Raw genomic sequence first — 24,080 nt, 5'->3', positions numbered from 1 at the left:
ACCATGCAGACCAAACTCGTCATCTTCGACCGCGACGGCACCATCAACCAAGACCGTGACGACTACGTCAAATCGGCCGACGAGTGGATCCCCATGCCCGGCGTGCTCGACGCCATTGCCCGCCTCAACCACGCCGGCTGGCATGTGGTGGTGGCCACCAACCAATCAGGGTTGGGGCGTGGTCTGTACGACATGGCTGCCCTCAATGCCATGCACGCCAAGATGCACAAGTTGCTGGCGGCTGCCGGTGGCCGCATCGACGCGGTGTTTTACTGCCCGCACAGCCCTGACGACCATTGCAACTGCCGCAAGCCTGCGCCGGGTTTGTTTGAACAAATTGCCGAACGCTATGGCATGGAACTCACCCGCGTGCCCTGCGTGGGCGACACCTTGCGTGACTTGCAAGCCGGTGCTGCGGTGGGCTGCACGCCGCATCTGGTGCTCACGGGCAAAGGCGAAAAGCTCCGCGGCAAACCACTGCCCGACGACTACCCCGCAGGCACGCTGGTACACAACGATGTGTCCGCTTTTGCCGACTGGTTGTTGCAACAACCCGAGCCCGCCAGCAAAACCGTGGGCAAAGCAGCGTCAAAGTCGGGGAGCCGCGCATGATGGCCTTCCTGCGCTCGGTCTTGCACATGGCCTTCATGTTTTGCACGGTCATCCCTTACGCCTTGCTCATCGTGGTCGCGTCGGCATGTGGCACACGCGGTGACACCTTGTATGTCTGGGCCGCGCGTTGGTTGCGCCTGAGCATTGAGGCCGCCCGCGTCATCATGGGCATTCGCTACCAAATTCAAGGCCAAGAGAACTTGCCTGACGGCGAGACCAGCCCGGCCATCTTGCTGGTCAAACACCAGTCCACCTACGAGACCTTTTTGATGCCGGCCATCATGCCGCATCCCTTGGCCTATGTGTTCAAAAAAGAGCTGCTCTACGTGCCGTTCTTTGGCTGGGCCATTGGCAAGCTCGACATGATTCACATCGACCGCAGCCAGCGCGCCAAAGCCTTCGCCAAAGTGGTGGAGCAGGGCCAAGCCTTGCTGGCCAAAGGCGTGTGGGTCATCATGTTTCCCGAGGGCACGCGCATCCCGCGTGGCCAACGCGGCCAATACAAAAGCGGTGGCACACGCTTGGCCGTGGCCACCGGAGCGCCCGTCATTCCCATTGCCATCACCTCGGCCAAATGCTGGCCGCGTCGCGCCTTCATCAAGCACCCAGGGGTGGTCGATGTCTCGATTGGCAAGCCCATCCCGAGTGTGGGCCGCGAAGCCGATGAGCTGATGCGTGAAGTCGAGCAGTGGATCGAGGCTGAAATGCACCGCCTCGACCCCGAGGCCTACGCCACCAAGCCTTGAGCGCCCACGCATGAGCCGCTTCTTGCAACTCGTGCTCGACTTGTTTGACAGCGCGCCACCTGCCCCCAAGTTACCAACGAACCCGCCGCACGGTCCCGCCCAAGGCAAAGACGCGTCGTCTGACACCACGTTCCAACAGATCACTGTCCTGGGCGAACCTTTGGCGCAAGTTCTGCCACATGCGCAATTCACCCATCCGCGTGCCACACGGCGCATCCAACTGGGGCATACCGATGTGGCTTATGCGTTTCGCCGCAGCAAGCGCCGCACCATTGGCATGGCGGTGGGACCCGATGGCCTCGAAGTCAGTGCCCCACGCTGGGTCACCTTGGGTGAGGTCGAATCGGCGCTGCGTGAAAAAGCCGACTGGATTGGCCGCAAGCTGGTCGAGATGGGCGAGCGGCAACAACAGCTCGGTGCGGCACGCATCGACTGGCGTGACGGCGTGGTGTTGCCCTACCTAGGCGATCAACTCCAGGTATTGCTCGACTCCAGCGCCACCCTGAAAAAAAACAGCGCCCAGTTTGAAGAGGGCCCTCCCTTGCACACCCTGCGTCTGGGATTGCCACACCATGCCACGCCAGAACAAATTCGCGACGCGGTGCAGGCCTGGCTCATGCGCCAGGCCAAGGCGCTGTTCACCGAGCGGCTCAACCACTTTGCGCCGCAGCTGGGGGTTCAGTGGCAGCGCTTGTCGCTCAGCAGCGCGGCCACCCGCTGGGGCAGTGCCAGTGCCAACGGGGCCATTCGGCTCAACTGGCGCTTGGTGCACCACAAGCTGGCGGTGATCGACTACGTGGTGGCCCACGAGCTCAGCCACCTGCGCGTGATGGACCACAGCCCGCGCTTTTGGGACACCGTGCACAGCGTCATGCCCGACTACGCGCAACGTCGGCGTGTGCTCAAGGACGAATTGCTGCCCCCCTGGCAATGAATTTTTAGGCCACTGAATTTCCCGTCATAATTGACGTTTACGTAAACGTCAACGGAGCAGTCCAGCCATGGCCACCACCTATTCCATCAGCGACTTGGCGCGTGAGTTCGACCTCACCACGCGCGCCATCCGCTTTTACGAAGACATGGGCCTGCTCCAGCCCGAACGCTCGGGCCCCGGCGGGCGCAACCGCGTGTACAGCCACCGTGACCGCACGCGCTTGAAGCTCACCTTGCGTGCCAAGCGTTTGGGCCTGTCGTTGACGGAAGCCAAAGACCTGATCGACATGTACGACAGCCCGCGCGACACCGGGCCCCAGTTGCAAAAGTTTTTGGTCGTGCTCGCAGAGCATCGGCAACAACTCGAAGCGCAGATGGCTGAGCTGGAGGCCAATCTTGACGAAGTCAAGGTGCATGAAAAAGAAGCTCGTAACCTGTTGGCCAAGCAGGCCGTGGCCCATGTCGCCAAGCCAGTCAAAGCCATCAAGACGCCCAAAGTGAGCAAGGCACGATCATGACGCAACCTCACCCCAGCACCCAGGCCGCGTTGCACCACCGCATCGAGTCAAGCTTTGTGCGCCAGGGCCTGATGCAGCACTTGGGCGCACGCATTGTGTCGGTGGCTCCCGGCGAAGTGGAAGTCGCCTTGCCTTACTCCGAGCGCGTGACCCAGCAACAAGGCGGCTACCACGGGGGCGCCATGGGCGCTTTGGCCGATATTGCGGCAGGCTATGCCGGGCTTACCTGCGCGTCCGAGGGCATGGAAGTCGCCACGGTGGAGTACAAAATCAATTTCTTGGCCGCCTTCAAAGACGGTGAATTGCGCGCCCGTGGCCATGTGGTGCGTGCGGGCAAGCGGCTCATCATCACCACCGCCGAAGTGGTGCACCTCGATGCCGATGGCTCCGAGTCGCCTTGCGCCTTGATGCAACAAACCCTCGCGGTCGTTAAGCAGACCTATTGATTTCATTGCAGGAGACACCCCATGCACAACTTACCCGGCCTGAACTTTCAACTCGGTGACGACATCGACGCTCTGCGCGATGCCGTGCGCGACTTTGCCCAAGCCGAGATCGCGCCACGCGCCGCCGAGATTGACCGCAACGACCAATTCCCCATGGACCTGTGGCGCAAGATGGGTGACTTGGGGGTGTTGGGCATCACCGTGGGCGAGGAATATGGCGGGGCCAACATGGGCTACCTGGCACACATGATTGCGATGGAAGAAATCTCGCGTGCTTCCGCCAGCGTGGGCCTGAGCTACGGCGCGCACAGCAACTTGTGTGTCAACCAGATCAAGCGCAACGGCACCGAAGCGCAGCGCCAAAAGTACTTGCCCCAACTCATCAGCGGTGAGCACGTGGGCGCACTGGCCATGTCCGAGCCGGGCGCGGGCAGTGATGTGATCAGCATGAAGCTCAAAGCAGAGGACAAAGGCGGCTACTACCTGTTGAACGGCAACAAGATGTGGATCACCAACGGTCCCGACGCCGACACCCTGGTGGTCTACGCCAAGAGTGAACCCGAGTTGGGCGCGCGTGGCGTCACCGCCTTTTTGATCGAGAAAGGCATGAAAGGTTTTTCCATCGCGCAAAAGCTCGACAAACTGGGCATGCGCGGCAGCCACACCGGTGAGCTGGTGTTTCACAACGTTGAAGTGCCTGCCGAGAACATTCTGGGTGGCTTGAACAACGGCGCCAAGGTGTTGATGAGCGGACTCGACTACGAGCGCGCTGTGCTCACAGGCGGACCCTTGGGCATCATGCAATCGGTGATGGACAACGTGATCCCCTACATCCACGACCGCAAGCAGTTTGGCCAAAGCATTGGCGAGTTCCAGCTCATCCAAGGCAAAGTGGCCGACATGTACACCGTGCTGCAAGCGGGGCGCTCGTTTGCCTACACGGTCGCCAAAAACCTCGACCTGCTGGGCACGGACCACGTGCGCCAAGTGCGCAAAGACTGCGCCTCGGTCATTTTGTGGTGCGCCGAAAAAGCCACCTGGATGGCCGGTGAGGGCGTGCAGATTTTTGGCGGCAACGGCTACATCAACGACTACCCTTTGGGTCGCTTGTGGCGCGATGCCAAGCTGTACGAAATTGGCGCAGGCACCAGCGAAATTCGTCGCATGCTGATTGGCCGCGAATTGTTTGCCGAGACCTGCTGAGCCTGCTTTCGGGGGGCAAAACAAGACAAGTTAGGCATTTTTATGATCATCAAGTGATGCTAATATGAATGCCTTGAGTTTGAATGCTTGAAGACAGAAAGGACGCAGATGCGCACAACCCTTGCCTTGGACGATGAGCTGCTACAACAAGCGCAAAGCTATCTGTCTGAACTCGACAGAACCGCCTTGTTGAAAGAGGCCTTGCGCGCCCTGGTCGCGCGTGAAAGTGCCAAGCGCTTGGCGCTGCTGGGCGGCAGCGAGCCGAATCTGGATGCGGCACCCAGGCGCAGAGAAAAGACCGCATGATGTGGTTGGTGGACACCTCGGTCTGGATCGATCATTTGCGCGATGACGACGCTTTGCTGCGACAAGCTTTGCAGGCCACCCAAGTGTTGGCCCACCCTTGGGTCGTTGGCGAAATTGCTTTGGGCAGTTTGAAGAATAGAGCGCAAGTTTTGCAGGCCTTGCAAGGTTTGCCGCAGGCTGTGGTGGCGTCGCCGCATGAGGTGATGACCTTGGTAGAGGCTGAAAAATTGTTTGCCAAAGGCTTGGGTTATGTCGATGTGGCCTTGCTGGCCTCCACCCGCTTGACGCCGCATGCACGGCTTTGGACGCGAGACAAGCGTTTGCACCATGTGGCGCAGACCATGGGCTTGACCGCCAACAAGGCGCATTGAGTCGCTTTTAAATAGACCAACTCTCCAAGATGACATCCTCACTCCAACACCTTTTTGACAACAACCGCGCCTGGGCGCACAGCATGGTCCAGCAGGACCCGGCGTATTTCAGTCGCCTGGCCAACCAGCAAAACCCCAAGTACCTGTGGATTGGCTGCTCCGACAGCCGTGTGCCCGCCAACCAGATCACGGGCTTAGATCCTGGTGAGGTGTTTGTCCACCGCAACGTGGCCAATGTGGTGGTGCACTCCGACTTGAATGCCTTGTCGGTGATTCAGTACGCGGTGGACGCGCTCAAGGTCGAGCACATCATGGTGGTGGGCCACTACGGCTGCGGCGGCGTGTTGGCTGCAACCCGAGGCACCCGTGTGGGCTTGGCCGACAACTGGTTGCGCCATGTGCAAGACGTGCGCTTGCGCCATCGCCAGCGCCTCAACCACTTGCCGCAAGACGAGCTAGAGCGCGTCATGTGCGAGATGAATGTGATCGAACAAGTGGGCAATGTGGCGCTCTCCAACGTCATGCAAGACGCCTGGAGCCGTGGCCAACACATCACCGTGCACGGCTGGATTTACGGTTTGGACAACGGCTTGGTCAAAGACCTGGGAGTCAGCATGACCGGCGCGCACGAAGTGGTGAACGTGTTTCGCAACGCCTTCAAACGCTACCCACGGGGCGGTGTGGTGGGCTGACCCAGGCGTTGGCATCCAACTTTTTTGAACTTTGAACTTTGAACTTTGAACTTCTAGGAGATTTTTGTATGTCAGACCCCATCGTCATCGTCGGTGCAGCGCGCACCCCCATGGGCAGTTTTCAAAGCGACTTCGCGTCGCTGGCCGCACACGACTTGGGCGGTGTCGCCATTGCCGCTGCCGTCGCCCGTGCAGGCATCTCTCCCGAGTTGGTGACCGAGGTGTTGTTTGGCAACTGCTTGATGGCCGGTCAAGGCCAGGCCCCGGCACGTCAAGCGGCATTCAAAGGTGGCTTGCCCAAAAGTGCAGGTGCGGTCACGCTGTCCAAGATGTGCGGCTCTGGCATGCGCGCGGCCATGTTTGCGCACGACATGCTGGTGGCAGGTTCGCACGACGTGCTGGTGGCCGGGGGCATGGAGAGCATGACCAATGCGCCTTACCTGCTACCCAAGGCGCGCGGTGGTTATCGCATTGGCCACGACCGTATCTTTGACCACATGATGCTCGACGGCTTGGAAGACGCGTATGAGCCTGGCCGCAGCATGGGCACCTTTGGCGAAGACTGCGCCGCCAAATACAGCTTCACCCGCGCCCAGCAAGACGCCTTTGCCACCGCCAGCGTGGAGCGTGCCAAAGCCGCCACCGCCTCGGGCGCGTTTGCTGCCGAAATTGCACCCGTCACCGTCAAGGGCCGCACGGGCGAAACCGTCATCTCAATCGACGAAGGCCCCGGCAAAGTCAAGCTCGACAAAATTGCCAGCCTCAAACCCGCTTTCAAAAAAGACGGCACCATCACGGCCGCTTCGAGCTCATCCATCAACGACGGCGCGGCTGCGCTGGTGATGATGCGCGAGAGCACCGCGAAGAAATTGCGCTGCACGCCATTGGCACGCATTGTCAGCCATGCCACCCACGCGCAAGAGCCCGAGTGGTTTGCCACAGCACCCGTGGGCGCCACCCAAAAGGCCTTGGCCAAAGCCGGTTGGTCGGTGGGCGATGTGGACCTGTGGGAAGTCAACGAGGCCTTTGCCGTGGTGCCCATGGCCTTGATGGCGGATCTGCACGTGCCGCACGACAAGGTCAACGTCAACGGCGGCGCCTGTGCCTTGGGGCACCCCATTGGCGCGTCGGGCGCGCGCATCATGGTCACGCTGATTCACGCGCTCAAAGCGCGTGGCTTGCGCAAAGGCTTGGCCACCTTGTGCATCGGGGGTGGCGAAGCCACCGCCGTGGCGCTGGAAGTGCTGTAAGCGCTGCCACCTATGCAAAAAACAGCTTTGATTCTTGGCGCGTCACGCGGCATTGGCCTCACGTTGGCCCAGCAGTATGTGGCTGACGGCTGGCGTGTCATTGGCACCGCGCGTGACGACGCGGGGCGCGACCGCCTGTTGGCTGCCGGGGCCACCTGCTGGCGCGTCGACGTGGCCAACCCGGCCAGTGTGTCGTCCTTGGCTTGGCAGCTCGATGGCGAGTCCATCGATGTGGCCCTCTATGTGGCCGGCGTGATGGACCGCACCCGTGCCAGCACCCCGCCCACCCAAGACGCGTTTGACCGCGTGATGCACGCCAACGTCATGGGCGCCATGATGAGCGTGCCGCAAGTCGCCCCTGCGGTAGAAGCCGCGGGAGGCGTGCTGGCTTTCATCAGCAGCCAAATGGGCAGCTTGCAAAACACCCAATCGGGGGATGCGGCGCTCTACCGCATCAGCAAGGCGGCGCTCAACATGGTCATGCGCACCGCCCAGCCCGAGTACCCGCGCGCCCACATGGTGGCGCTGCATCCGGGTTGGGTGCAAACCGAAATGGGCGGCAGCCAAGCCCCTCTGAGCGCGAGCGACAGCGCACGCCACCTGCGCCACACCCTGGCGCACCTCAGCCCCGCACAACGCGGGCAATTTTTGTCTTACGACGGTCACCTGCTTCCCTGGTGAGTGCGAAGGTTGGACAATTAATTTAATTTTTAATTAAATATTATAATATTTATGTTTAGCATCATTCGCCGTAACAGATAAATTTTCATAAGTAATTGCTATATGTTCACCCCTAAACCGATCGCGTTTGTATTGGCGGCCACCCACTATGGAAGCATGATTGTGAATCGACATGACTATCGAATAGTCGATGAAAACCAAGCTTATGGCGTTGGGCATCAATTGCTCAACACATCCCAGTTCGATTCACAAGAAATTGCTTTTTCATCGAATCTATTGACCCTGTGTCGACGTTACGGCGGCGATGGTGTTGTTGTTCTAGATGGCGGCGCTAACATCGGCGCGCATACCTTGGCTTGGGCGCGCCACATGCAAGGTTGGGGTTGTGTGAGGGCCTATGAAGCCCAAGAGCGTGTTTATTACGCTTTGGCGGGCAATATTGCATTGAATAACTGTATGAATGCGCGAGTTCATTTGGCTGCCTTGGGCCGTCAAGTTGGGACACTAGAAATACCCCAGCCAGATTATCACCAGCCGGCAAGCTTTGGCAGTTTAGAGTTGCGACAAGCGTCAAGCAATGAATATGTTGGGCAGGCTATCTCTTACAAAAAAGAAGATATGGTTGAAGTGCCTATGACCACGGTGGATGCGCTCTCACTGACTCGCCTGGATTTTTTCAAGCTTGACATTGAAGGCATGGAGATTGAGGCTCTGGAGGGGGCTCGTCAAACAATTGAACGATGCCTCCCAATCTTGCACATCGAGCAAATTAAGTGCGACCAAGTTGCATTGCTGGCTTTGCTAAGCGACTTGGGGTACCAAACTTTTAATTTGGGCATGAATATGTTGGCGGTGCATAAAACCTCTCCGCTCTTGGCCCATTTCACGCAAACAGATACGAGGCTTGAGTTCCGCCTTTAATGGTTTCATTTTTATTTTTGTATCCATCATGATCCTCAACTCCGATCAACTCATGATCCGTGACGCTGTGCGTGACTTTGCCCAACAAGAGCTGTGGCCCAACGCTGCGCGCTGGGACAAAGAGCACCACTTTCCCGTGGGTGTGCACCAGGGCTTGGCGGCGCTTGGCGCCTATGGCATTTGCGTGCCCGAAGACTTGGGTGGTGCGGGACTGGACTACTTGAGTCTGGCCGTGGTGCTGGAAGAAATTGCAGCCGGTGACGGCGGCACCAGCACCGCCATCAGCGTCACCAACTGCCCGGTCAATGCCATCCTCATGCGCTATGGCAACGCTGCGCAAAAGAAACAATGGCTGACGCCGCTGGCACAAGGCCAAATGCTGGGTGCGTTTTGTTTGACCGAGCCGCATGTGGGCTCGGATGCCTCGGCTCTGCGAACCACCGCGACCAAACAGGGCGATGCGTATGTGATCAACGGCGTCAAGCAGTTCATCACCAGCGGCAAAAACGGCCATGTGGCCATCGTCATTGCCGTCACCGACAAGGGTGCGGGCAAAAAAGGCATGAGCGCGTTCATCGTGCCCACCCACACGTCGGGCTACCACGTGGCGCGCTTGGAAGACAAACTGGGCCAGCACAGCAGCGACACCGCGCAGATCAACTTTGACAACTGCCGGATTCCGGCCGAGAACTTGATTGGTGCCGAAGGCGAGGGCTACAAGATTGCCCTCTCGGCCCTGGAGGGCGGTCGTATTGGCATTGCGGCGCAAAGCATTGGCATGGCGCGCAGCGCCTTCGAGGTGGCCTTGCAGTACAGCAAAGACCGCGAGAGTTTTGGCACCGCCATCTTCAACCACCAAGCGGTGGGTTTTCGCCTGGCCGATTGCGCCACGCAACTCGAAGCGGCGCGTCAACTCATGTACCACGCTGCCAGTTTGCGCGACGCGGGCTTGCCGTGTTTGAAAGAGGCCGCCATGGCCAAGTTGTTTGCCAGCGAAACCGCCGAACGCGTGTGCAGTGCCGCCATTCAAACCTTGGGTGGCTATGGCGTGGTGGGCGACTTCCCCGTCGAGCGCATTTACCGCGACGTGCGCGTGTGCCAAATCTACGAAGGCACCAGCGACGTGCAAAAAATCATCATCCAACGCGCACTCGCGTGATGCGGACACACGCTTTGCCCACCGGCGCAGCCTGCCCGTGTGGCCAGCGCGACGCCAAGCAACGCGTGCTGGGCTATCCCCTGTGTTGCGGGCGTTTCATCACCGCTTTTGACACCACGCCCGCGCCCACCGCCGAGGCCTTGATGCGCTCGCGCTACAGCGCGTTTGTGTTGCAAGACGCGGCCTACTTGCTCGCCACCTGGCACGCCAGCACGCGTCCTGCGTCACTCGACTTTGAACCGTCTGCCAAATGGTTGGGCCTCGACGTGCGCGCGCACCAAGCCAAGGGTGCCGACACGGCAGAGGTCGAGTTTGTGGCGCGTTACCGCGTGGAGGGCCGCGCGGTGCGTTTGCACGAGCGCAGCCGCTTTGTGCGCGAAGACGGGCGCTGGTATTACGTGGACGGTGATCAGCGTTAGCGACCGACGGGCATCGATAATCGCACCATGAAATTCGATGCTGTGTTGTTTGATTGCGATGGCGTGCTGGTAGACAGCGAAGCCATCACCTGCGGTGTGTTGCGCGATATGTTTGAAGAGTTGGGCTGGCAGCTCACGCTGCAAGAGTGCATGGCCCACTTTGTGGGGCACACCGTGCGCACCCGCAAAGACCTGATCGAGGCCCACACCGGCCAGCCCTTCACCGAAGACTGGTTGCAAACCTTTTACCAGCGCCGCAATGTGCGGCTGGAAAACGAAATCACCGCCATCCCCCATGTGCACCAAGCGGTGCAGCACCTGCATGCCGTGCACCACGGGCAGATTGCCTGTGCCTCGGGCGCAGACCGCTTCAAGATCAACCTCATGCTGGCGCAAGTGGGCTTGTTCGATTTTTTTGACGGGCGCATTTTCAGCGGTCATGAAGTGCCACGCAGCAAGCCTTTCCCCGATGTGTACTTGGCTGCGGCTGCGCACTTGGGCCAAGACCCCGCGCGTTGCCTGGCGATCGAAGACACGCCTATTGGCGTAGCAGCAGGCGTTGCCGCCGGTGCCACCGTGTGGGGCTATGCCGTGCATGGACAAGCGGACGCATTGCGTCAAGCGGGCGCGGCGCATGTGTTTGACGACATGCGTGAGCTGCTGCTCACGGCGTAATATTCGCGTATGCGTATCACCTCACAACAAATCTCAGCCATTCGTGCGAGCGCATCTCTGCTGGCGGGTGACGCTGCGCGTGTCTGGCTTTTCGGCTCACGCCTGCGTGACGATGCGCGAGGTGGGGATGTGGACTTGCTACTGGAGTTGGATGACGCTGTGGCTGAACCCGCGCAGCTATCAGCGCGACTCGCGGCACAAGTGTCACGTGTCATGGATGGCCGAAAGGTCGATGTGTTGATCAAAGCGCCCAATTTGAAACTTTTACCGATTCACACCATCGCCCTGTCAGAAGGAGTTCGCTTATGAAAACTCCTTCGTCGCAAGCCGTACGTCTCGAATTTCTGGTGCGCGTCACCGAAAAAGAGTGTCGGCATTTGTTGGAGACAGATGGTCGTTTGTTTGGCAATTTGTTCACCATTGAAGATGCACAACGAATCGAAGCTGACCCGGTTTTGGCCGAGCGCTTAGACGCGTTTGTGTCGCGCTTTGCAAGGCTCCAAGACACGGTAGGCGATAAGTTGCTGCCAGCGTTGCTGACTTTGTTGGCAGAAAAGACGGGGGCTGCTATTGACAACTTAGACAAGGCCGAGAAATTAGGCCTGATTGTGTCTGCCGATGTTTGGGTGGAAATGCGCCAACTGAGAAATCAGATGGTGCATGAATACATTGAGGACTTGGCTGTGCTGACAAGCGCCTTGCGAGCCGGGCATGCGTTTGTGCCAGTGCTCGTTGCTGCCGCGAGGCGGTGTGTGGCAGAAACTCAGCAGCGCCTGAACGCATCCGGTGTCTGACCCGTCCAGCCCTTGAAGGCTCGGATGAAACTCTTTTCGTTCTGAAACCCCGCTGCTTGGGCAATTTGCTTGAGCGGACGTTGGCTGCGGTGGAGCAGGTCGATGGCCAAGTCGCGCCGCACCGCGTCTTTGAGCTGTTGCAAGGACGCACCTTCTTCTTTGAGCTGGCGGTGCAGCGTGCGGGTGGAAAGGTTGAGCCAGGTGGCCAAGTCGTCGGCGTTGCGGCTGTGTTCGGGGTGTTGGGCCAAGGTGTGGCGCACCTTTTCAACCAGCAAACGGTCGCGCCGGTAGGGCCGCACGGTGAGCAACAAAGCGCGTTGCAGCATGCGCTGCAAGGCCGCTTCGTCGCGGCGCACAGGCAGGCTCAAATACCCGGCGTCAAACTGCAAGCTATGGATGGGCGCGTCAAACGCGGTGGGACCGTCAAACAGCACGCGGTAGCTGGCACGGTGCGCAGGCGCTGCAAATTGCAAGGTGGTGCACAACAGCGGAATGCGTGAGTCGGTCAACCAGCACGCCACCCCCAGGGCATTGCGCAGCACCGACACCACGCAAAACTCGCGGTAGATGCCCAGGTCGTGCGCTTCATGCAATTGCAGCTGCGCCACGCCGTCTTGCACGTGCACCTGCACGTCAATGTCTTGCGTCAACAAGCCGTGGTGGCGGCACCAGCGTTTCAGTGCCACCCCCAGGTTGGGCGCGGTGAGCGAGGCCCGCACCAGCATGCCGTAGCTGCCCCAAGGCAGGCGTCGGCCAAACCAGCCCAGGCCCTCGTCATCAAGTTCTTGCATGGACGCGCCGGACACCACCTCCATTTGTGTGGCTGTGATGCGGGCGTTGGGTTTGCGTAAAAGTTTTGGCTCGATTTGTGCAGACCGCAGGGCCGTTGTGGGGTCCATGCCGCGCGCCGCGTAAGCCGCTGCAATCGCTTGCACAAAAGCAATAGGCGTCTCGGCACGGCCCAGTGCGGGGGTCTGGGCGGCCGTGGTTTTAGCGGGCGATCGAGTGGGCATGGTCTGCATTTATTGTGGCAGGATTTGCAACCATCCTGGCGCATCTCGCCCAAGCCTTGCGCCTACCCTGTGGGCTGATTTGAAGGAAGGTCCTCGCCCATGTCGCAGTTACACACCCAACTCAACCCGCGCTCTGCGGACTTTGCAGCCAACGCGCTGGCCATGCGTACCTTGGTGGATGACCTGAACCTTCAGGTGCAGCAGGCGCAGCAAGGGGGCGGTGAGGCGGCGCGCGCCAAACACGTGGCGCGGGGCAAGCTGTTGCCGCGGGACCGGGTGCAGATGCTGCTCGACCCTGGCACGCCGTTTTTAGAGCTGGCACCGCTGGCCGCACTCCACATGTACAACAACGATGCCCCGAGCGCTGGTTTGATTGCGGGCATTGGCCGCGTCAGCGGGGTCGACTGCATGATCGTGTGCAACGACGCCACCGTCAAAGGCGGCACCTATTACCCGCTCACCGTGAAAAAACATTTGCGGGCCCAAGAGGTGGCGCAGCAAAACCGCTTGCCCTGCATTTACTTGGTCGATTCAGGCGGTGCCAACTTGCCCAACCAGGACGAGGTGTTCCCGGACCGTGACCACTTTGGCCGCATCTTCTTCAACCAAGCCAATATGAGCGCGCAAGGCATCGCGCAAATCGCGGTGGTCATGGGCAGCTGCACCGCAGGCGGCGCCTATGTGCCTGCCATGAGTGACGAGACCATCATCGTCAACAACCAGGGCACCATCTTCTTGGGCGGCCCGCCTTTGGTCAAAGCCGCCACGGGTGAAGTGGTCAGCGCCGAAGACTTAGGGGGGGGCGATGTGCACACCCGGCTCTCGGGCGTGGCGGACCACTTGGCACACAACGATGTGCATGCACTGGCGCTGGCACGCCAAGCCGTGAAAAACCTCAACGCGCGCAAACAATCCAACATTGCCACCCACACGTCGGTGGCACCCAAGTACGACGCGCAAGAGCTGTACGGCGTCATTCCCACCGACACCCGCAAGCCCTTTGATGTGCGCGAGATCATTGCCCGCATCGTCGATGCCTCAGAGTTCGACGAGTTCAAGGCCCGCTTTGGCACCACCTTGGTCTGCGGCTTTGCGCGCATCGAAGGCATGCCGGTCGGCGTCATCGCCAACAACGGCATTTTGTTTTCCGAGTCCGCTCTCAAAGGGGCGCACTTCATCGAGCTGTGTTGCCAGCGCAAAACCCCCTTGGTGTTTTTGCAGAACATCACCGGCTTCATGGTGGGCCGCAAGTACGAGAACGAAGGCATTGCCCGCAACGGCGCCAAGATGGTCACAGCGGTGGCCACTGCCGCGGTTCCGAAGTTCACCATCATCATTGGCGGCAGTTTTGGCGCGGGCAACTACGGCATGTGTGGCCGTGCTTTTGCGCCACGGTTTTTGTGGATGTGGCCCAATGCGCGCATCTCGGTGATGGGCGGTGAACAAGCGGCCAGCGTGCTGGCCACGGTCAAGCGCGATGGCATCGAGGGCAAAGGCGGGCAGTGGAGCATGGAGGAAGAAGAAGCTTTCAAAGCCCCCATCAAAAGCCAATACGAAACCCAAGGCCACCCCTACTTTGCCACCGCGCGTTTGTGGGACGACGGCGTGATCGACCCGGCCGATACGCGGCGCGTGTTGGCGCTGGGTTTGAGCGCTTCGCTCAATGCGCCGATTGCCGACACCACCTTTGGCCTGTTTCGCATGTGATGCACGAAAGAACGACATGACTGCTTTGACTGTGACCACCCATGCTGCGGTACGCACCATCACCCTGTCGCGCCCTGAGGTACGCAACGCTTTCAACGACGAGGTGATTGCCGAACTCAAAGCCGCCTTTGAAGCCGCAGGCCAAGCGCCCGACGTGCGCTGTGTGGTGTTGGCGGCAGAAGGCCCGGCGTTTTGCGCAGGTGCTGACCTGAATTGGATGCGCCGCATGGCCGACTACACCCGCGACCAAAACCTGGCTGATGCGGCGCAGTTGGCCGCCATGCTGCGCGCCGTCTACACCTGTGCCAAGCCTACGCTGGCGCGGGTGCAGGGCGATGTGTACGCCGGTGGCTTGGGGCTGGTGGCCGCGTGCGACATGGCGGTCAGCGTGGACACCGCGCATTACTGTTTGAGCGAAGTCAAGATCGGCCTCATCCCGGCCACCATCAGCCCGTATGTCATCCGTGCCATGGGTGCACGGGCAGCGCACCGTTACTTTTTGACGGCCGAGCGTTTCAGCGCCACCGAGGCGCACCGCTTGGGGCTGGTGCACGAGGTGGTCAGCGCCGACGCCTTGGATGCGCAGGTGGACGCGCTCACCCAAGCCTTGGTCGCGGCCAGCCCCGATGCCCTCACCGCGTGCAAGCAGCTGTTGCACGAGGTGGCGGGGCGCGACATCGACCACGCCTTGGTGGACCGCACCGTGCAAGGCATTGCCGACATCCGCGCCAGTGCCCAAGGCAAAGAAGGCGTGCAGTCGTTCTTGCAAAAACGCAAACCCAATTGGCTGGTGTGAACACGGCATCGCTTGAACTGAAAGATCCTCATGTTTCAAAAAATTCTCATTGCCAACCGTGGCGAAATTGCCTGCCGCGTGGCGGCCACTGCACGTCGTCTGGGCGTCAAAACCGTGGCGGTGTATTCCGACGCCGATGTCACCGCCAAGCATGTGCTGGCCTGTGACGAGGCGGTGCACATCGGTGGCAGCGCACCCCAAGACAGCTACCTGCGCTGGGAGCGCATCTTGCAAGCCGCGCAAGACACGGGCGCACAAGCGGTGCACCCGGGCTATGGTTTTTTGAGTGAGAACGAAGACTTTGCCAAAGCCTGTGCCGCGGCGGGGCTGGTCTTCATTGGGCCATCGCCTTCGGCGATCCAAGCCATGGGCTTGAAGGCCGAATCGAAGCAGCTGATGGAAAAAGCTGGCGTGCCCTTGGTGCCTGGCTACCACGGGGCCGACCAAGACCCGGCCTTGCTGCAACGCGAGGCCGATCGCATTGGCTACCCCGTGTTGATCAAGGCCAGCGCGGGCGGCGGCGGCAAGGGCATGCGTGCGGTGGAGAAGGCGGCAGATTTCGCCGAGGCCTTGGCCAGTTGCAAGCGTGAAGCCACGCACAGCTTTGGCAGCGACGCGGTACTGATTGAAAAATACGTGCAGCGCCCGCGCCACATTGAGATCCAGGTGTTTGGCGACACACACGGCCACTGCGTGTATTTGTTCGAGCGCGATTGCTCGGTGCAGCGGCGTCACCAAAAAGTACTGGAAGAAGCGCCGGCCCCCGGCATGACCGAGGCCTTGCGCGCGCAAATGGGCGCAGCGGCAGTGGCGGCGGCCCAGGCGGTGAACTACGTGGGCGCGGGCACGGTGGAGTTCATCGTCGAGCAAGCAAGCTACGACCAGCCCGAGGCCATGAAGTTTTTTTTCATGGAGATGAACACCCGCTTGCAGGTAGAGCACCCGGTGACCGAAGCCATCACCGGGCTCGACTTGGTGGAGTGGCAGCTGCGTGTGGCCAGTGGCGAGCCTTTGCCTCTGCGTCAAGACCAGTTGCGCATTCAGGGGCATGCCATTGAAGCGCGCATTTGTGCCGAGAACCCCGACAACAACTTTCTGCCCGCCACCGGCACCTTGCAGGTGTACCGCAAGCCCGTGTGCACCAGCTTTGCGGTGGCTGCCGGTGCGGTGCGCGTGGACGACGGCGTGCGCGAGGGCGACACCATCAGCCCGTATTACGACTCCATGGTGGCCAAGCTCATCGTGCACGGCGACACCCGCGCTCAAGCCTTGGCGCGTTTGGATGCCGCTTTGGCACAGACCCACATCGTGGGGCTGGCCACCAACGTGCAGTTCTTGCGCCAGGTGGTGCGCAGCCCATCGTTTGCCAAGGCGCAACTCGACACGGCCCTCATCCCGCGTGAAGCGGCGGTGTTGTTCCACCAAGAGCCAGTGGGTGCGGTGCGCGCCGTGGCGGCGGTGGTGGCGCACACCTTGCATGCCGAGCGTCGCTTGGCAGGCACAGACCCGTTCAGCCAGCGTGATGGGTGGCAGGCCTATGGCGTGCGCACCCGTGCGTTCACCTGTGTGTTGGGGGACGACACGCTGCATGCGCAGCTGAGTTACTTACACGATGGCGGATTGCATTTGCGTGTGTCCGCCGCGAGTGCGTTGCCAACGACGCAGGCACCCAGCGACGGCGATGCGTCTGGCTTGCTGCAGTTCAGTGCGGCGGGCGTAGCGGGTGAAGTGGGCGAGGTGGCTCAGTCGGGCCTGTGGGTCAGCTTTGACGGCCAGCGCACCCACAGCACGCTGCATTGGCAAGGCGACGTGGCCCATGTGTTCACGCCCGACGGCGCCACCCGCATCACCTGGAACGACCCGCTGGCCCATGCGGGCGAGGTGGAAATGAAAGGCGGCCGCTTGACCGCACCTATGCCTGGCAAGGTGGTGTCGTTTGCCGTCCAGGTGGGTGACGTGGTGACGGCGGGCCAAACTCTGGCCGTGATGGAGGCCATGAAGATGGAGCACACCATTGCCGCGCCCAAAGACGGCACCGTCCAAGAGCTGCTCTATGCCGCTGGTGACCAGGTGGCCGAAGGGGCAGAATTGCTCAAACTCGACTGAACACCGCGCACACAGAAAGCCGCAGATGAACCTTCCCTCACGTGTCCACCTCATCGACGTGGGCCCCCGCGATGGCCTGCAAAACGAAAAGCAACCGGTGCCTGCTGCCATCAAGATTGAACTGGTGCAGCGCCTGCAAGCGGCTGGCTTGACGGAGATTGAAGTCACCAGTTTTGTCTCGCCCAAGTGGGTGCCGCAAATGGCTGACAACGCCGAGGTGATGGCCGGCATCACCCGTTTGCCCGGCGTGCGCTACTCGGTGCTCACACCCAATCTGCAAGGTTTTGAAGCGGCGCTGAACAGCCGACCTGACGAGATCGTGGTGTTTGGCGCGGCCAGCGAGGCCTTCAGCCAAAAGAACATCAACTGTTCCATCGCCCAGAGCATCGATCGCTTTGCGCCTGTGGTGCAAGCCGCACGCGACGCGGGCGTGGCCGTGCGGGGTGCCATGAGCTGCACCGTGGGCTGCCCGTACGAGGGCGACATTGCACCTGAGCGCGTGGCTTACTTGGCCGGGTTGATGAAAGGCATTGGCGTGCAACGCGTGGACGTGGCCGACACCATTGGCGTGGGCACGCCGCGCAAGGTGCAAGCGGCCTTAGAGGCCACGCTCCAACATTTCGCGCTGAGCGAGGTGTCGGGCCATTTCCACGACACCTACGGCCAAGCCTTGGCCAACACCTTGGCCGCTTTGCAGATGGGGGTGTGGAACTTCCAGTCGTCGGTGGCGGGTTTGGGCGGCTGCCCGTATGCCAAAGGGGCCACGGGCAATGTGGCCACCGAAGACGTGGTGTACATGCTGCACGGTCTGGGCATCGAGACCGGCATTGACTTGGATCGGCTGGTGGATGCGGGGGCGTTCATCAGCCAAGCCTTGGGCCGTCCACCCAATTCACGTGTCGCCACGGCGGTTTTGAACAAACGCACTGCCTGAAGACGCGCTCTAGCCGACAATGCCAGCCATGTGTGGAAGCGAACTCAAACCCAAACCAACCGGCCTGTCTGCGTCGGCCTTGTTGCTGCTCAAGCAGGCGCAGCGCGTGGCCTTGGGTGCGCAGCAAGCGTCGCCCAGTGCCACGGTGCCATCGCCTTGTATCTCTGTGTGCCACATGTCCACTGACACGGGTTGGTGCGAAGGCTGCTGGCGCAGCCTGGACGAGATTGGCGGCTGGGGCCAAACCAGCAATGAGAGCAAGCGCTTGGTGTGGTCGCGCATTGCACAACGCATCACCGCCCACACCAGCTGAGGACGTGCCTGATGAAAACCATCACCTGTTACCTGGACTTCATTTCGCCTTACGCGTATTTGGCCTTTGAGGCCTTGCCGCAAGCGCTGATGGGCACCAGTTACCAGGTGGTGTACCGGCCCATTTTGTTTGCCGCCTTGCTCAAGCACCACGGTCAGTTGGGCCCGGCAGAAATTGCGGGCAAGCGCGAGTGGACGTATCGCCAGGTGTTGTGGCAAGCGCGTCAACTGGGCGTGCCCTTGCAGATGCCCGCCAGCCACCCATTCAACCCCTTGCCTTTGTTGCGTTTGGCTGTGGCGTGTGACCGCCACGGTGAGCCCAATCGTTATGTGTGTGACACCGTGTTTCGCCATGTCTGGTGCTGCGATGGCGCTGCCGCTGACGATGCGGCGCGTTTGAGCGCGCTCACCACCCAGTTGTCACCAGCCCGCGCGCCCGATGCCGCCGAGGTGAAGGACCAACTCAAAGCCCACACCGAAGCGGCTATTCGACATGGCGTGTTTGGCGTGCCGACCTTTGAGGTGGATGGCTATGTGTTTTGGGGGCTCGATGCCTTGCCCATGCTGCGCGCTTACCTCGATGGCGACGCTTGGTTTGAGGGGCCGTGGGTCAGCGCCGCAAGCGTGGCGCAAGGCGTGAAGCGTTGAATCAGGGTCCACACTTGGCCCTGACCCATGCCCAACGCATTTAATTTTTCAGCCTCTCCCTTTGACTGCCTGACGCTCCAAGAGCAACGCCTGGTGCGCGACAGCGTGGACGTGGCGTATTACCCCGAAGGCCAGACCATTCTGGAGGTGGGCGCGGCGCCCACCCACTTGTTTGTCATCATCAAGGGCTATGTCACCCAGTACGAGGGTGACGAAGTCATCACCACTTACGGCCCTGATGACACCTTCGATGGCCGAGGCTTGGTGGCGGGCAAAACCAGCAGCCGTTTTGTGGCGGTGGAAGAGGTGGTGGCTTACCAGCTGGCGCGCCAGACCGTGACCGACTTGATTGCCGACAACGCCACTTTTGGGGCCTTGCTGTTCTCTGACCTGAGCAACAAACTCAGCGCGTTGTCACAGCGTCAAAGCCAGAACGAGTTGCAGTCGCTCACCTTGTCTCGGGTGGACGAGGCTTTTGTGCGACCTGCCCACACGGTAGATGCCGACACCGACTTGCTGACCGTGGTGCGCATGTTTCAAGAACACCGTACCTCCAATGTGTTGGTGCGCGACACGCACAGCGTGCCGCCGCGCTTGGGCATCTTCACGGCCACGGGTTTACAGCGAGCCATCTTGTCGGGTACACCTTTGACGCAACAAGCCGTGGGCACCTTGGCCCGCTATTCACTCATCACGGTGCGCCCCTCCGACCAGGTGGGCGATGCCTTAGCCATGATGCTCAAACACCGGGTGCACCGTGTCGTGGTGGCCGAAGGTGACCACATCATTGGCGTGCTCGAAGCGCTGGACGTGTTCAGCTTTTTGTCCAACCACTCACACCTGATCACGGTGCAGGTGGAGGCCGCGACCGACATCGAGTCGCTGGCGCAGGCTGCCGCACAAATCACCCGCATGGTCACCACGCTGTACCGCAGCGGCACGCGCGTGAGTTTGATTGCACGCTTGGTGCAAGACCTCAATGCGCGTTTGTTTGAGCGCGCTTGGCAACTCATTGCGCCCCCCGACTTGTGGGCCAACAGTTGTCTGTTTGTGATGGGCAGTGAAGGCCGTGGCGAGCAACTGCTCAAGACCGACCAGGACAACGGCTTGATCTTGCGCGATGGCTACACCCCGCCTGACGACCTGGATGCCATTTGTCACACCTTCTCGCAAGCGTTGGGGACATTTGGTTACCCCGAGTGTCCCGGGCACATCATGGTGAGCAACCCGATGTGGCGCAAAAGCGCAACCGAGTTTGCGCAGATGGTGCAGCAGTGGCTGCTGATGCCAGACCCCGACAGCTTGATGAACCTGGCCATCTTTTTAGACGCCCATGCGGTGTGCGGCGATGTGGGGCTGCTCGACCACGCCCGCCAAGCCCTGATGCGTTTGGCCACCGACAACGACGCCATGCTGGCGCGCTTTGCGGCTGCCATCGATGCGTTTGGCAACAGCCAGGGTTGGTGGAACCGTTTGTTGGGCTTGGAAGAAAACACGGGCTTGCATGTCAAAAAAGAAGGCTTGTTCCCCTTGGTGCATGGCGTGCGCAGCTTGGCTTTGGCCGAGCACCTGAGCGAAACCAGCACGGTGGCACGTGTGGAGGCCTTGGTGGTGCGTGGCGTGTTGTCGCCTGCCTTGGCTGCCGACCTCACGCAGAGCTTGCAGTTTTTGATGGGCCTCAAATTGAAAGCCGGCTTGATGGACCTTGAAACGCAACGCCCCGTCTCTGGGGTGGTGGACGTGGCCAAGCTCTCTAGCCTTGAGCGTGATTTGCTGAAAGACGCACTCGGTGCGGTCAAGCAATTCAAGGCCTTGATGCGTTACCGCTTCAAACTCGACACCTTGTGATGACCTCTGTCTTCAATCCCCGCCGTTGGTGGCAAGCGCTCAAGCGCGAATGGTTGATTTACCACTTGGGGCTGCCCGAGTTTCGCTTCATGTTTGAGTCGCCGCCGCCCCACGAATGGGTGGCGCTCGATTGCGAGACCACCGGCTTGAACGTGGGCAGCGACGAAATCATCTCCATCGGTGCGGTGCGCATTGTGGGCAACCGCATCATGACCAGCGAGCGGTTGGAGCTGCTGGTACGTCCTGAGCGAGGGGTGTCGCCTGAGAGTGTGCGCATCCACCGTTTGCGAGAGCAGGATGTGGCGCAGGGGCTACCCATTGACGAGGCCATGAAGCAATTGATGCGTTTCATCGGTGCGCGTCCGCTGGTGGGCTATTACCTGGAGTTCGATGTGGCCATGCTCAACCGTGCCATCTGGCCGCTGCTGGGCCAGGGCTTGCCGCAAGAAAAAATCGAAGTGTCGGCCCTGTACTACGAGCATAAGTTTCGACACATGTTGCCTTACGAGCAGCAGACCAACCCGAACATTGATTTGCGTTTTGTCACCTTGATGGCCGATTTGGATTTGCCGGTGCGTGAGGCACACGACGCGCTCAATGACGCCGTGATGGCCGCGTTGGCGTTCATCAAGCTGCGGCAATTGCGAGGCGACGCGCCATAAAAAAACCGGACAAGCCGTGAAGCTTGCCCGGTGTGTGCAGAGCGCGCGAAGCGCTCTGGCAAGAGGTCGATCAGTGACCCGAAGCGCCCGAGGCACCGAAGCCAGTTTCTGAGCGCACTTGCTGCGCAGCAAACGCAGCGCGTTCGTTCTTCGCATCGTCGCTGTTGTCCAGGATAGAGAACAACCAGATGCCCACGAAGCCAATGGTCATCGAGAACAAGGCAGGGGAGGCATAGGGGAACAAGGCCGAACCTTTGGCATTGCCCAGCGTGGCTTCCCACACCGAGGGCGACACCACGGTCAAGGCGACCGACGAGACCAAACCCAAGAAGCCACCAATCACAGCGCCCTTGGTGGTGCAGTCTTTCCACAACACCGACATGAACAGCACGGGGAAGTTGGCCGATGCAGCAATCGCAAAGGCCAGTGCCACCATGAAGGCGATGTTTTGCTTTTCAAACGCGATGCCCAAGACCACGGCAATCACGCCCAGTGCCACCGTGGTGATGCGTGACACGCGCAACTCAGCGGCGCTGTCGGCATTGCCTTTCTTGAACACCGTGGCGTACAAGTCGTGCGACACCGCAGAGGCACCAGACAGCGTCAAGCCAGCCACCACCGCCAAGATGGTGGCGAAGGCCACGGCAGAGATGAAGCCGTAAAACACGTCGCCACCCACCGTTTTAGCCACCAGCACAGCGGCCATGTTGGCCGTGCCTGCACCGCCTTTGATGATGCCTTTGGCAACGTCTGACATCTCAGGGTTGGTGAGCACTAAAGTGATGGCGCCGAAACCGATGATGAAAATCAGCACATAGAAGTAGCCAATCCAGGTGGTGGCCCACAGCACCGATTTGCGGGCTTCTTTGGCGTCAGGCACGGTGAAGAAGCGCATCAGGATGTGTGGCAAACCAGCGGTTCCGAACATCAAGGCTATGCCGAAGCTGATGGCAGAAATGGGGTCTTTGATGAAGCCGCCTGGGCCCATGATGGACAAGCCAGCTTTGTCTGGGTCAAGCGCGGTGGCTGTTGCCAACGCTGCGGAAGCTGCGGCTTGGGCTTCAGGCGTGGTCGCCATGGCAGCCGACGCCGTGGCCGCGGCCATGGCTGCTTCCTTGGCGTTGGCGGCGATCATGGATTTCACCAGCACACCTTTGGCAAACAAGGCCTCAGGGCTGAAGCCAAACTGTGCCAGCACCATCACGGCCATGAAGGTCACGCCAGCGAGCAGCATGCACGCCTTGATGATTTGCACCCAGGTGGTGGCGGTCATGCCGCCGAACAACACATAGACCATCATCAGCGCGCCGACGATGACCACGGCCATCCAGTACTCCAAGCCAAACAGCAGCTTGATCAGTTGACCCGCGCCCACCATCTGCGCAATCAGATAGAACGCCACCACCACCAAAGTGCCCGAAGCTGCAAAAGCGCGAATCGGTGTCTGCTTGAAGCGGTAGCCTGCCACGTCGGCAAAGGTGAACTTGCCCAGGTTGCGCAGACGCTCAGCCATCAAGAATGTGATGACGGGCCAGCCGACCAGAAAGCCGATGGAGTAAATCAGGCCGTCATAGCCACTGGCCATCACCGCAGCAGAAATGCCGAGGAACGATGCGGCAGACATGTAGTCGCCCGCAATCGCCAAGCCGTTTTGAAAGCCCGTGATGCCGCCACCGGCGGTGTAGAAGTCAGCCGCTGAGCGCGTTTTAGAGGCGGCCCATTTGGTGATCCACAAAGTACCAGCCACGAAGGCGGCGAACATGCCAATGGCGGTCCAGTTGGTGCTTTGTTTGGCGGTTTCGCCCACATCGCCACCGGCGGCTATGGCAGCACCGCAGGCCAGCAGGCCCAGCAGCGCGGTTAGAAGAGTCGAAAACTTTTTCATTTGGTGGCGTCCTTCAAGATTTCTTTGGTCAGCGTGTCGTACTCGCTGTTGGCGCGACGCACATAAATGCCCGTGATCACGATGGTGAACACGATCACACCCATGCCAATGGGAATGCCCAAGGTCGTGACGCCTGCACCAATGGGCTGGGCCAAGAAGGGCTTGTTGAATGCAATCAAGGCGATGTAGCCGTAGTACACGACCAACATCAGCAGGGTTAGAAACCAGCCGAACCCATTGCGCTTGGCGCGCAACTCTTGGTATTTCGGGTGGCTCTGGATCTTGTCGACCACTGGATCACTCATTTGAATTTCCTTTTTAGAGAGGTGAGCAGACAGGCCGACGACGTGGCCTTTCTCTGGCTGCGCGATTCTCAAGAGAGGGACTGACCAAGTCCTTACGCTTTTTGGGGTCTCTGTAGAGCGAGGGCGTGGCACACATAT

At 60.4% G+C, this 24,080-nt stretch carries 28 protein-coding genes; 25 read left to right on the top strand and 3 right to left on the bottom strand.

Features of this window, described 5'->3' with window-relative positions:
• Positions 1-3: 3 nt before the first annotated feature.
• The 17 genes from gmhB to B9Z41_RS11355 all read left to right on the top strand — a co-directional run bounded on the left by gmhB (position 4) and on the right by B9Z41_RS11355 (position 11,726).
• Complete coding sequence (gmhB, locus tag B9Z41_RS11435; protein ID WP_100147201.1) at positions 4-612, top strand: D-glycero-beta-D-manno-heptose 1,7-bisphosphate 7-phosphatase; 609 nt, start codon at positions 4-6, stop codon at positions 610-612.
• Positions 612-1,358, top strand: a complete 747-nt coding sequence (locus B9Z41_RS11430) for a 1-acyl-sn-glycerol-3-phosphate acyltransferase (protein WP_100147257.1) — start codon at positions 612-614, stop codon at positions 1,356-1,358. Before gmhB ends, B9Z41_RS11430 begins: the two co-directional genes overlap by 1 nt.
• 10 nt (positions 1,359-1,368) lie before the next feature.
• On the top strand, positions 1,369-2,292 hold the full coding sequence (locus B9Z41_RS11425) for a M48 family metallopeptidase (protein ID WP_100147200.1): 924 nt from the start codon (positions 1,369-1,371) through the stop codon (positions 2,290-2,292).
• Between the two features lie 67 nt (positions 2,293-2,359).
• The gene (locus tag B9Z41_RS11420; protein WP_100147199.1) at positions 2,360-2,809 is read left to right on the top strand and encodes a MerR family DNA-binding transcriptional regulator; all 450 of its coding nucleotides are present in this window, start codon (positions 2,360-2,362) and stop codon (positions 2,807-2,809) included.
• Positions 2,806-3,255 carry a PaaI family thioesterase gene (locus B9Z41_RS11415; RefSeq protein WP_233202647.1) on the top strand — a complete coding sequence of 150 codons (450 nt, stop codon included), beginning with the start codon at positions 2,806-2,808 and terminating at the stop codon, positions 3,253-3,255. Before B9Z41_RS11420 ends, B9Z41_RS11415 begins: the two co-directional genes overlap by 4 nt.
• Positions 3,256-3,276: 21 nt before the next feature.
• A complete protein-coding gene (locus tag B9Z41_RS11410) occupies positions 3,277-4,458 on the top strand; it encodes an isovaleryl-CoA dehydrogenase (protein ID WP_100147198.1) in 1,182 nt (393 codons plus the stop codon).
• 108 nt (positions 4,459-4,566) lie between these two features.
• A complete protein-coding gene (locus B9Z41_RS11405) occupies positions 4,567-4,764 on the top strand; it encodes a type II toxin-antitoxin system VapB family antitoxin (RefSeq protein WP_100147197.1) in 198 nt (65 codons plus the stop codon).
• A complete protein-coding gene (locus B9Z41_RS11400; RefSeq protein ID WP_100147255.1) occupies positions 4,764-5,135 on the top strand; it encodes a type II toxin-antitoxin system VapC family toxin in 372 nt (123 codons plus the stop codon). Before B9Z41_RS11405 ends, B9Z41_RS11400 begins: the two co-directional genes overlap by 1 nt.
• Positions 5,136-5,164: 29 nt before the next feature.
• Positions 5,165-5,827 carry a carbonate dehydratase gene (gene can, locus B9Z41_RS11395; RefSeq protein ID WP_100147196.1) on the top strand — a complete coding sequence of 221 codons (663 nt, stop codon included), beginning with the start codon at positions 5,165-5,167 and terminating at the stop codon, positions 5,825-5,827.
• A 68-nt stretch (positions 5,828-5,895) separates the two neighbouring features.
• On the top strand, positions 5,896-7,077 hold the full coding sequence (locus tag B9Z41_RS11390; protein ID WP_100147195.1) for an acetyl-CoA C-acyltransferase: 1,182 nt from the start codon (positions 5,896-5,898) through the stop codon (positions 7,075-7,077).
• Positions 7,078-7,089: 12 nt separating this feature from the next.
• Positions 7,090-7,758, top strand: a complete 669-nt coding sequence (locus tag B9Z41_RS11385) for an SDR family oxidoreductase (RefSeq protein ID WP_100147194.1) — start codon at positions 7,090-7,092, stop codon at positions 7,756-7,758.
• 102 nt (positions 7,759-7,860) lie between these two features.
• Positions 7,861-8,679 (top strand): FkbM family methyltransferase, encoded by an 819-nt coding sequence (locus B9Z41_RS11380; protein ID WP_100147193.1) that lies wholly within the window; start codon positions 7,861-7,863, stop codon positions 8,677-8,679.
• Between the two features lie 28 nt (positions 8,680-8,707).
• On the top strand, positions 8,708-9,838 hold the full coding sequence (locus tag B9Z41_RS11375; RefSeq protein ID WP_100147192.1) for an acyl-CoA dehydrogenase family protein: 1,131 nt from the start codon (positions 8,708-8,710) through the stop codon (positions 9,836-9,838).
• Positions 9,838-10,257 (top strand): YchJ family protein, encoded by a 420-nt coding sequence (locus B9Z41_RS11370; RefSeq protein ID WP_158236169.1) that lies wholly within the window; start codon positions 9,838-9,840, stop codon positions 10,255-10,257. The genes B9Z41_RS11375 and B9Z41_RS11370 overlap by 1 nt, the downstream gene beginning before the upstream one ends.
• A 27-nt stretch (positions 10,258-10,284) precedes the next feature.
• A complete protein-coding gene (locus tag B9Z41_RS11365; protein ID WP_100147191.1) occupies positions 10,285-10,932 on the top strand; it encodes an HAD family phosphatase in 648 nt (215 codons plus the stop codon).
• 9 nt (positions 10,933-10,941) lie between these two features.
• The gene (locus B9Z41_RS11360) at positions 10,942-11,241 is read left to right on the top strand and encodes a nucleotidyltransferase domain-containing protein (protein ID WP_100147190.1); all 300 of its coding nucleotides are present in this window, start codon (positions 10,942-10,944) and stop codon (positions 11,239-11,241) included.
• Positions 11,238-11,726 (top strand): hypothetical protein, encoded by a 489-nt coding sequence (locus B9Z41_RS11355; RefSeq protein ID WP_100147189.1) that lies wholly within the window; start codon positions 11,238-11,240, stop codon positions 11,724-11,726. The genes B9Z41_RS11360 and B9Z41_RS11355 overlap by 4 nt, the downstream gene beginning before the upstream one ends.
• Here the strand turns inward: B9Z41_RS11355 and B9Z41_RS11350 are convergent.
• Complete coding sequence (locus B9Z41_RS11350; protein WP_100147253.1) at positions 11,696-12,739, bottom strand: AraC family transcriptional regulator; 1,044 nt, start codon at positions 12,737-12,739, stop codon at positions 11,696-11,698. The genes B9Z41_RS11355 and B9Z41_RS11350 overlap by 31 nt on opposite strands.
• Positions 12,740-12,838: 99 nt before the next feature.
• On the opposite strand from B9Z41_RS11350, the gene B9Z41_RS11345 reads away from it, so the two are divergent.
• The 8 genes from B9Z41_RS11345 to B9Z41_RS11310 are packed head-to-tail and all read left to right on the top strand — an operon-like array spanning position 12,839 to position 21,752.
• The gene (locus B9Z41_RS11345; protein ID WP_100147188.1) at positions 12,839-14,446 is read left to right on the top strand and encodes a carboxyl transferase domain-containing protein; all 1,608 of its coding nucleotides are present in this window, start codon (positions 12,839-12,841) and stop codon (positions 14,444-14,446) included.
• Positions 14,447-14,462: 16 nt separating this feature from the next.
• The gene (locus tag B9Z41_RS11340) at positions 14,463-15,242 is read left to right on the top strand and encodes an enoyl-CoA hydratase/isomerase family protein (RefSeq protein WP_100147187.1); all 780 of its coding nucleotides are present in this window, start codon (positions 14,463-14,465) and stop codon (positions 15,240-15,242) included.
• Positions 15,243-15,272: 30 nt separating this feature from the next.
• Positions 15,273-17,348, top strand: coding sequence for an acetyl/propionyl/methylcrotonyl-CoA carboxylase subunit alpha (locus B9Z41_RS11335; RefSeq protein ID WP_100147186.1), 2,076 nt, complete (start codon positions 15,273-15,275; stop codon positions 17,346-17,348).
• Positions 17,349-17,373: 25 nt separating this feature from the next.
• A complete protein-coding gene (locus tag B9Z41_RS11330; RefSeq protein ID WP_100147185.1) occupies positions 17,374-18,282 on the top strand; it encodes a hydroxymethylglutaryl-CoA lyase in 909 nt (302 codons plus the stop codon).
• Positions 18,283-18,310: 28 nt separating this feature from the next.
• Positions 18,311-18,595 (top strand): DUF1289 domain-containing protein, encoded by a 285-nt coding sequence (locus B9Z41_RS11325; protein WP_100147252.1) that lies wholly within the window; start codon positions 18,311-18,313, stop codon positions 18,593-18,595.
• An 11-nt stretch (positions 18,596-18,606) separates the two neighbouring features.
• Entirely contained in the window at positions 18,607-19,242 is a 636-nt protein-coding gene (locus B9Z41_RS11320) for a 2-hydroxychromene-2-carboxylate isomerase (protein WP_100147184.1), read from the top strand.
• A gap of 27 nt (positions 19,243-19,269) precedes the next feature.
• Complete coding sequence (locus tag B9Z41_RS11315; protein WP_100147183.1) at positions 19,270-21,090, top strand: DUF294 nucleotidyltransferase-like domain-containing protein; 1,821 nt, start codon at positions 19,270-19,272, stop codon at positions 21,088-21,090.
• Positions 21,090-21,752, top strand: a complete 663-nt coding sequence (locus tag B9Z41_RS11310) for a 3'-5' exonuclease (protein WP_100147182.1) — start codon at positions 21,090-21,092, stop codon at positions 21,750-21,752. The genes B9Z41_RS11315 and B9Z41_RS11310 overlap by 1 nt, the downstream gene beginning before the upstream one ends.
• Before the next feature lie 70 nt (positions 21,753-21,822).
• Here B9Z41_RS11310 and B9Z41_RS11305 read toward each other — a convergent pair whose 3' ends face one another.
• Together B9Z41_RS11305 and B9Z41_RS11300 are read right to left on the bottom strand one after the other, a co-directional pair.
• Positions 21,823-23,637 (bottom strand): cation acetate symporter, encoded by a 1,815-nt coding sequence (locus B9Z41_RS11305; protein WP_100147181.1) that lies wholly within the window; start codon positions 23,635-23,637, stop codon positions 21,823-21,825.
• On the bottom strand, positions 23,634-23,942 hold the full coding sequence (locus B9Z41_RS11300; protein WP_100147180.1) for a DUF485 domain-containing protein: 309 nt from the start codon (positions 23,940-23,942) through the stop codon (positions 23,634-23,636). Before B9Z41_RS11300 ends, B9Z41_RS11305 begins: the two co-directional genes overlap by 4 nt.
• Between the last annotated feature and the right edge of the window lie 138 nt (positions 23,943-24,080).

The organism is Limnohabitans sp. JirII-31 (genome assembly GCF_002778315.1).
Lineage (GTDB): Bacteria > Pseudomonadota > Gammaproteobacteria > Burkholderiales > Burkholderiaceae_C > Limnohabitans.
This window is presented reverse-complemented; position numbering and strand designations above follow the sequence as displayed.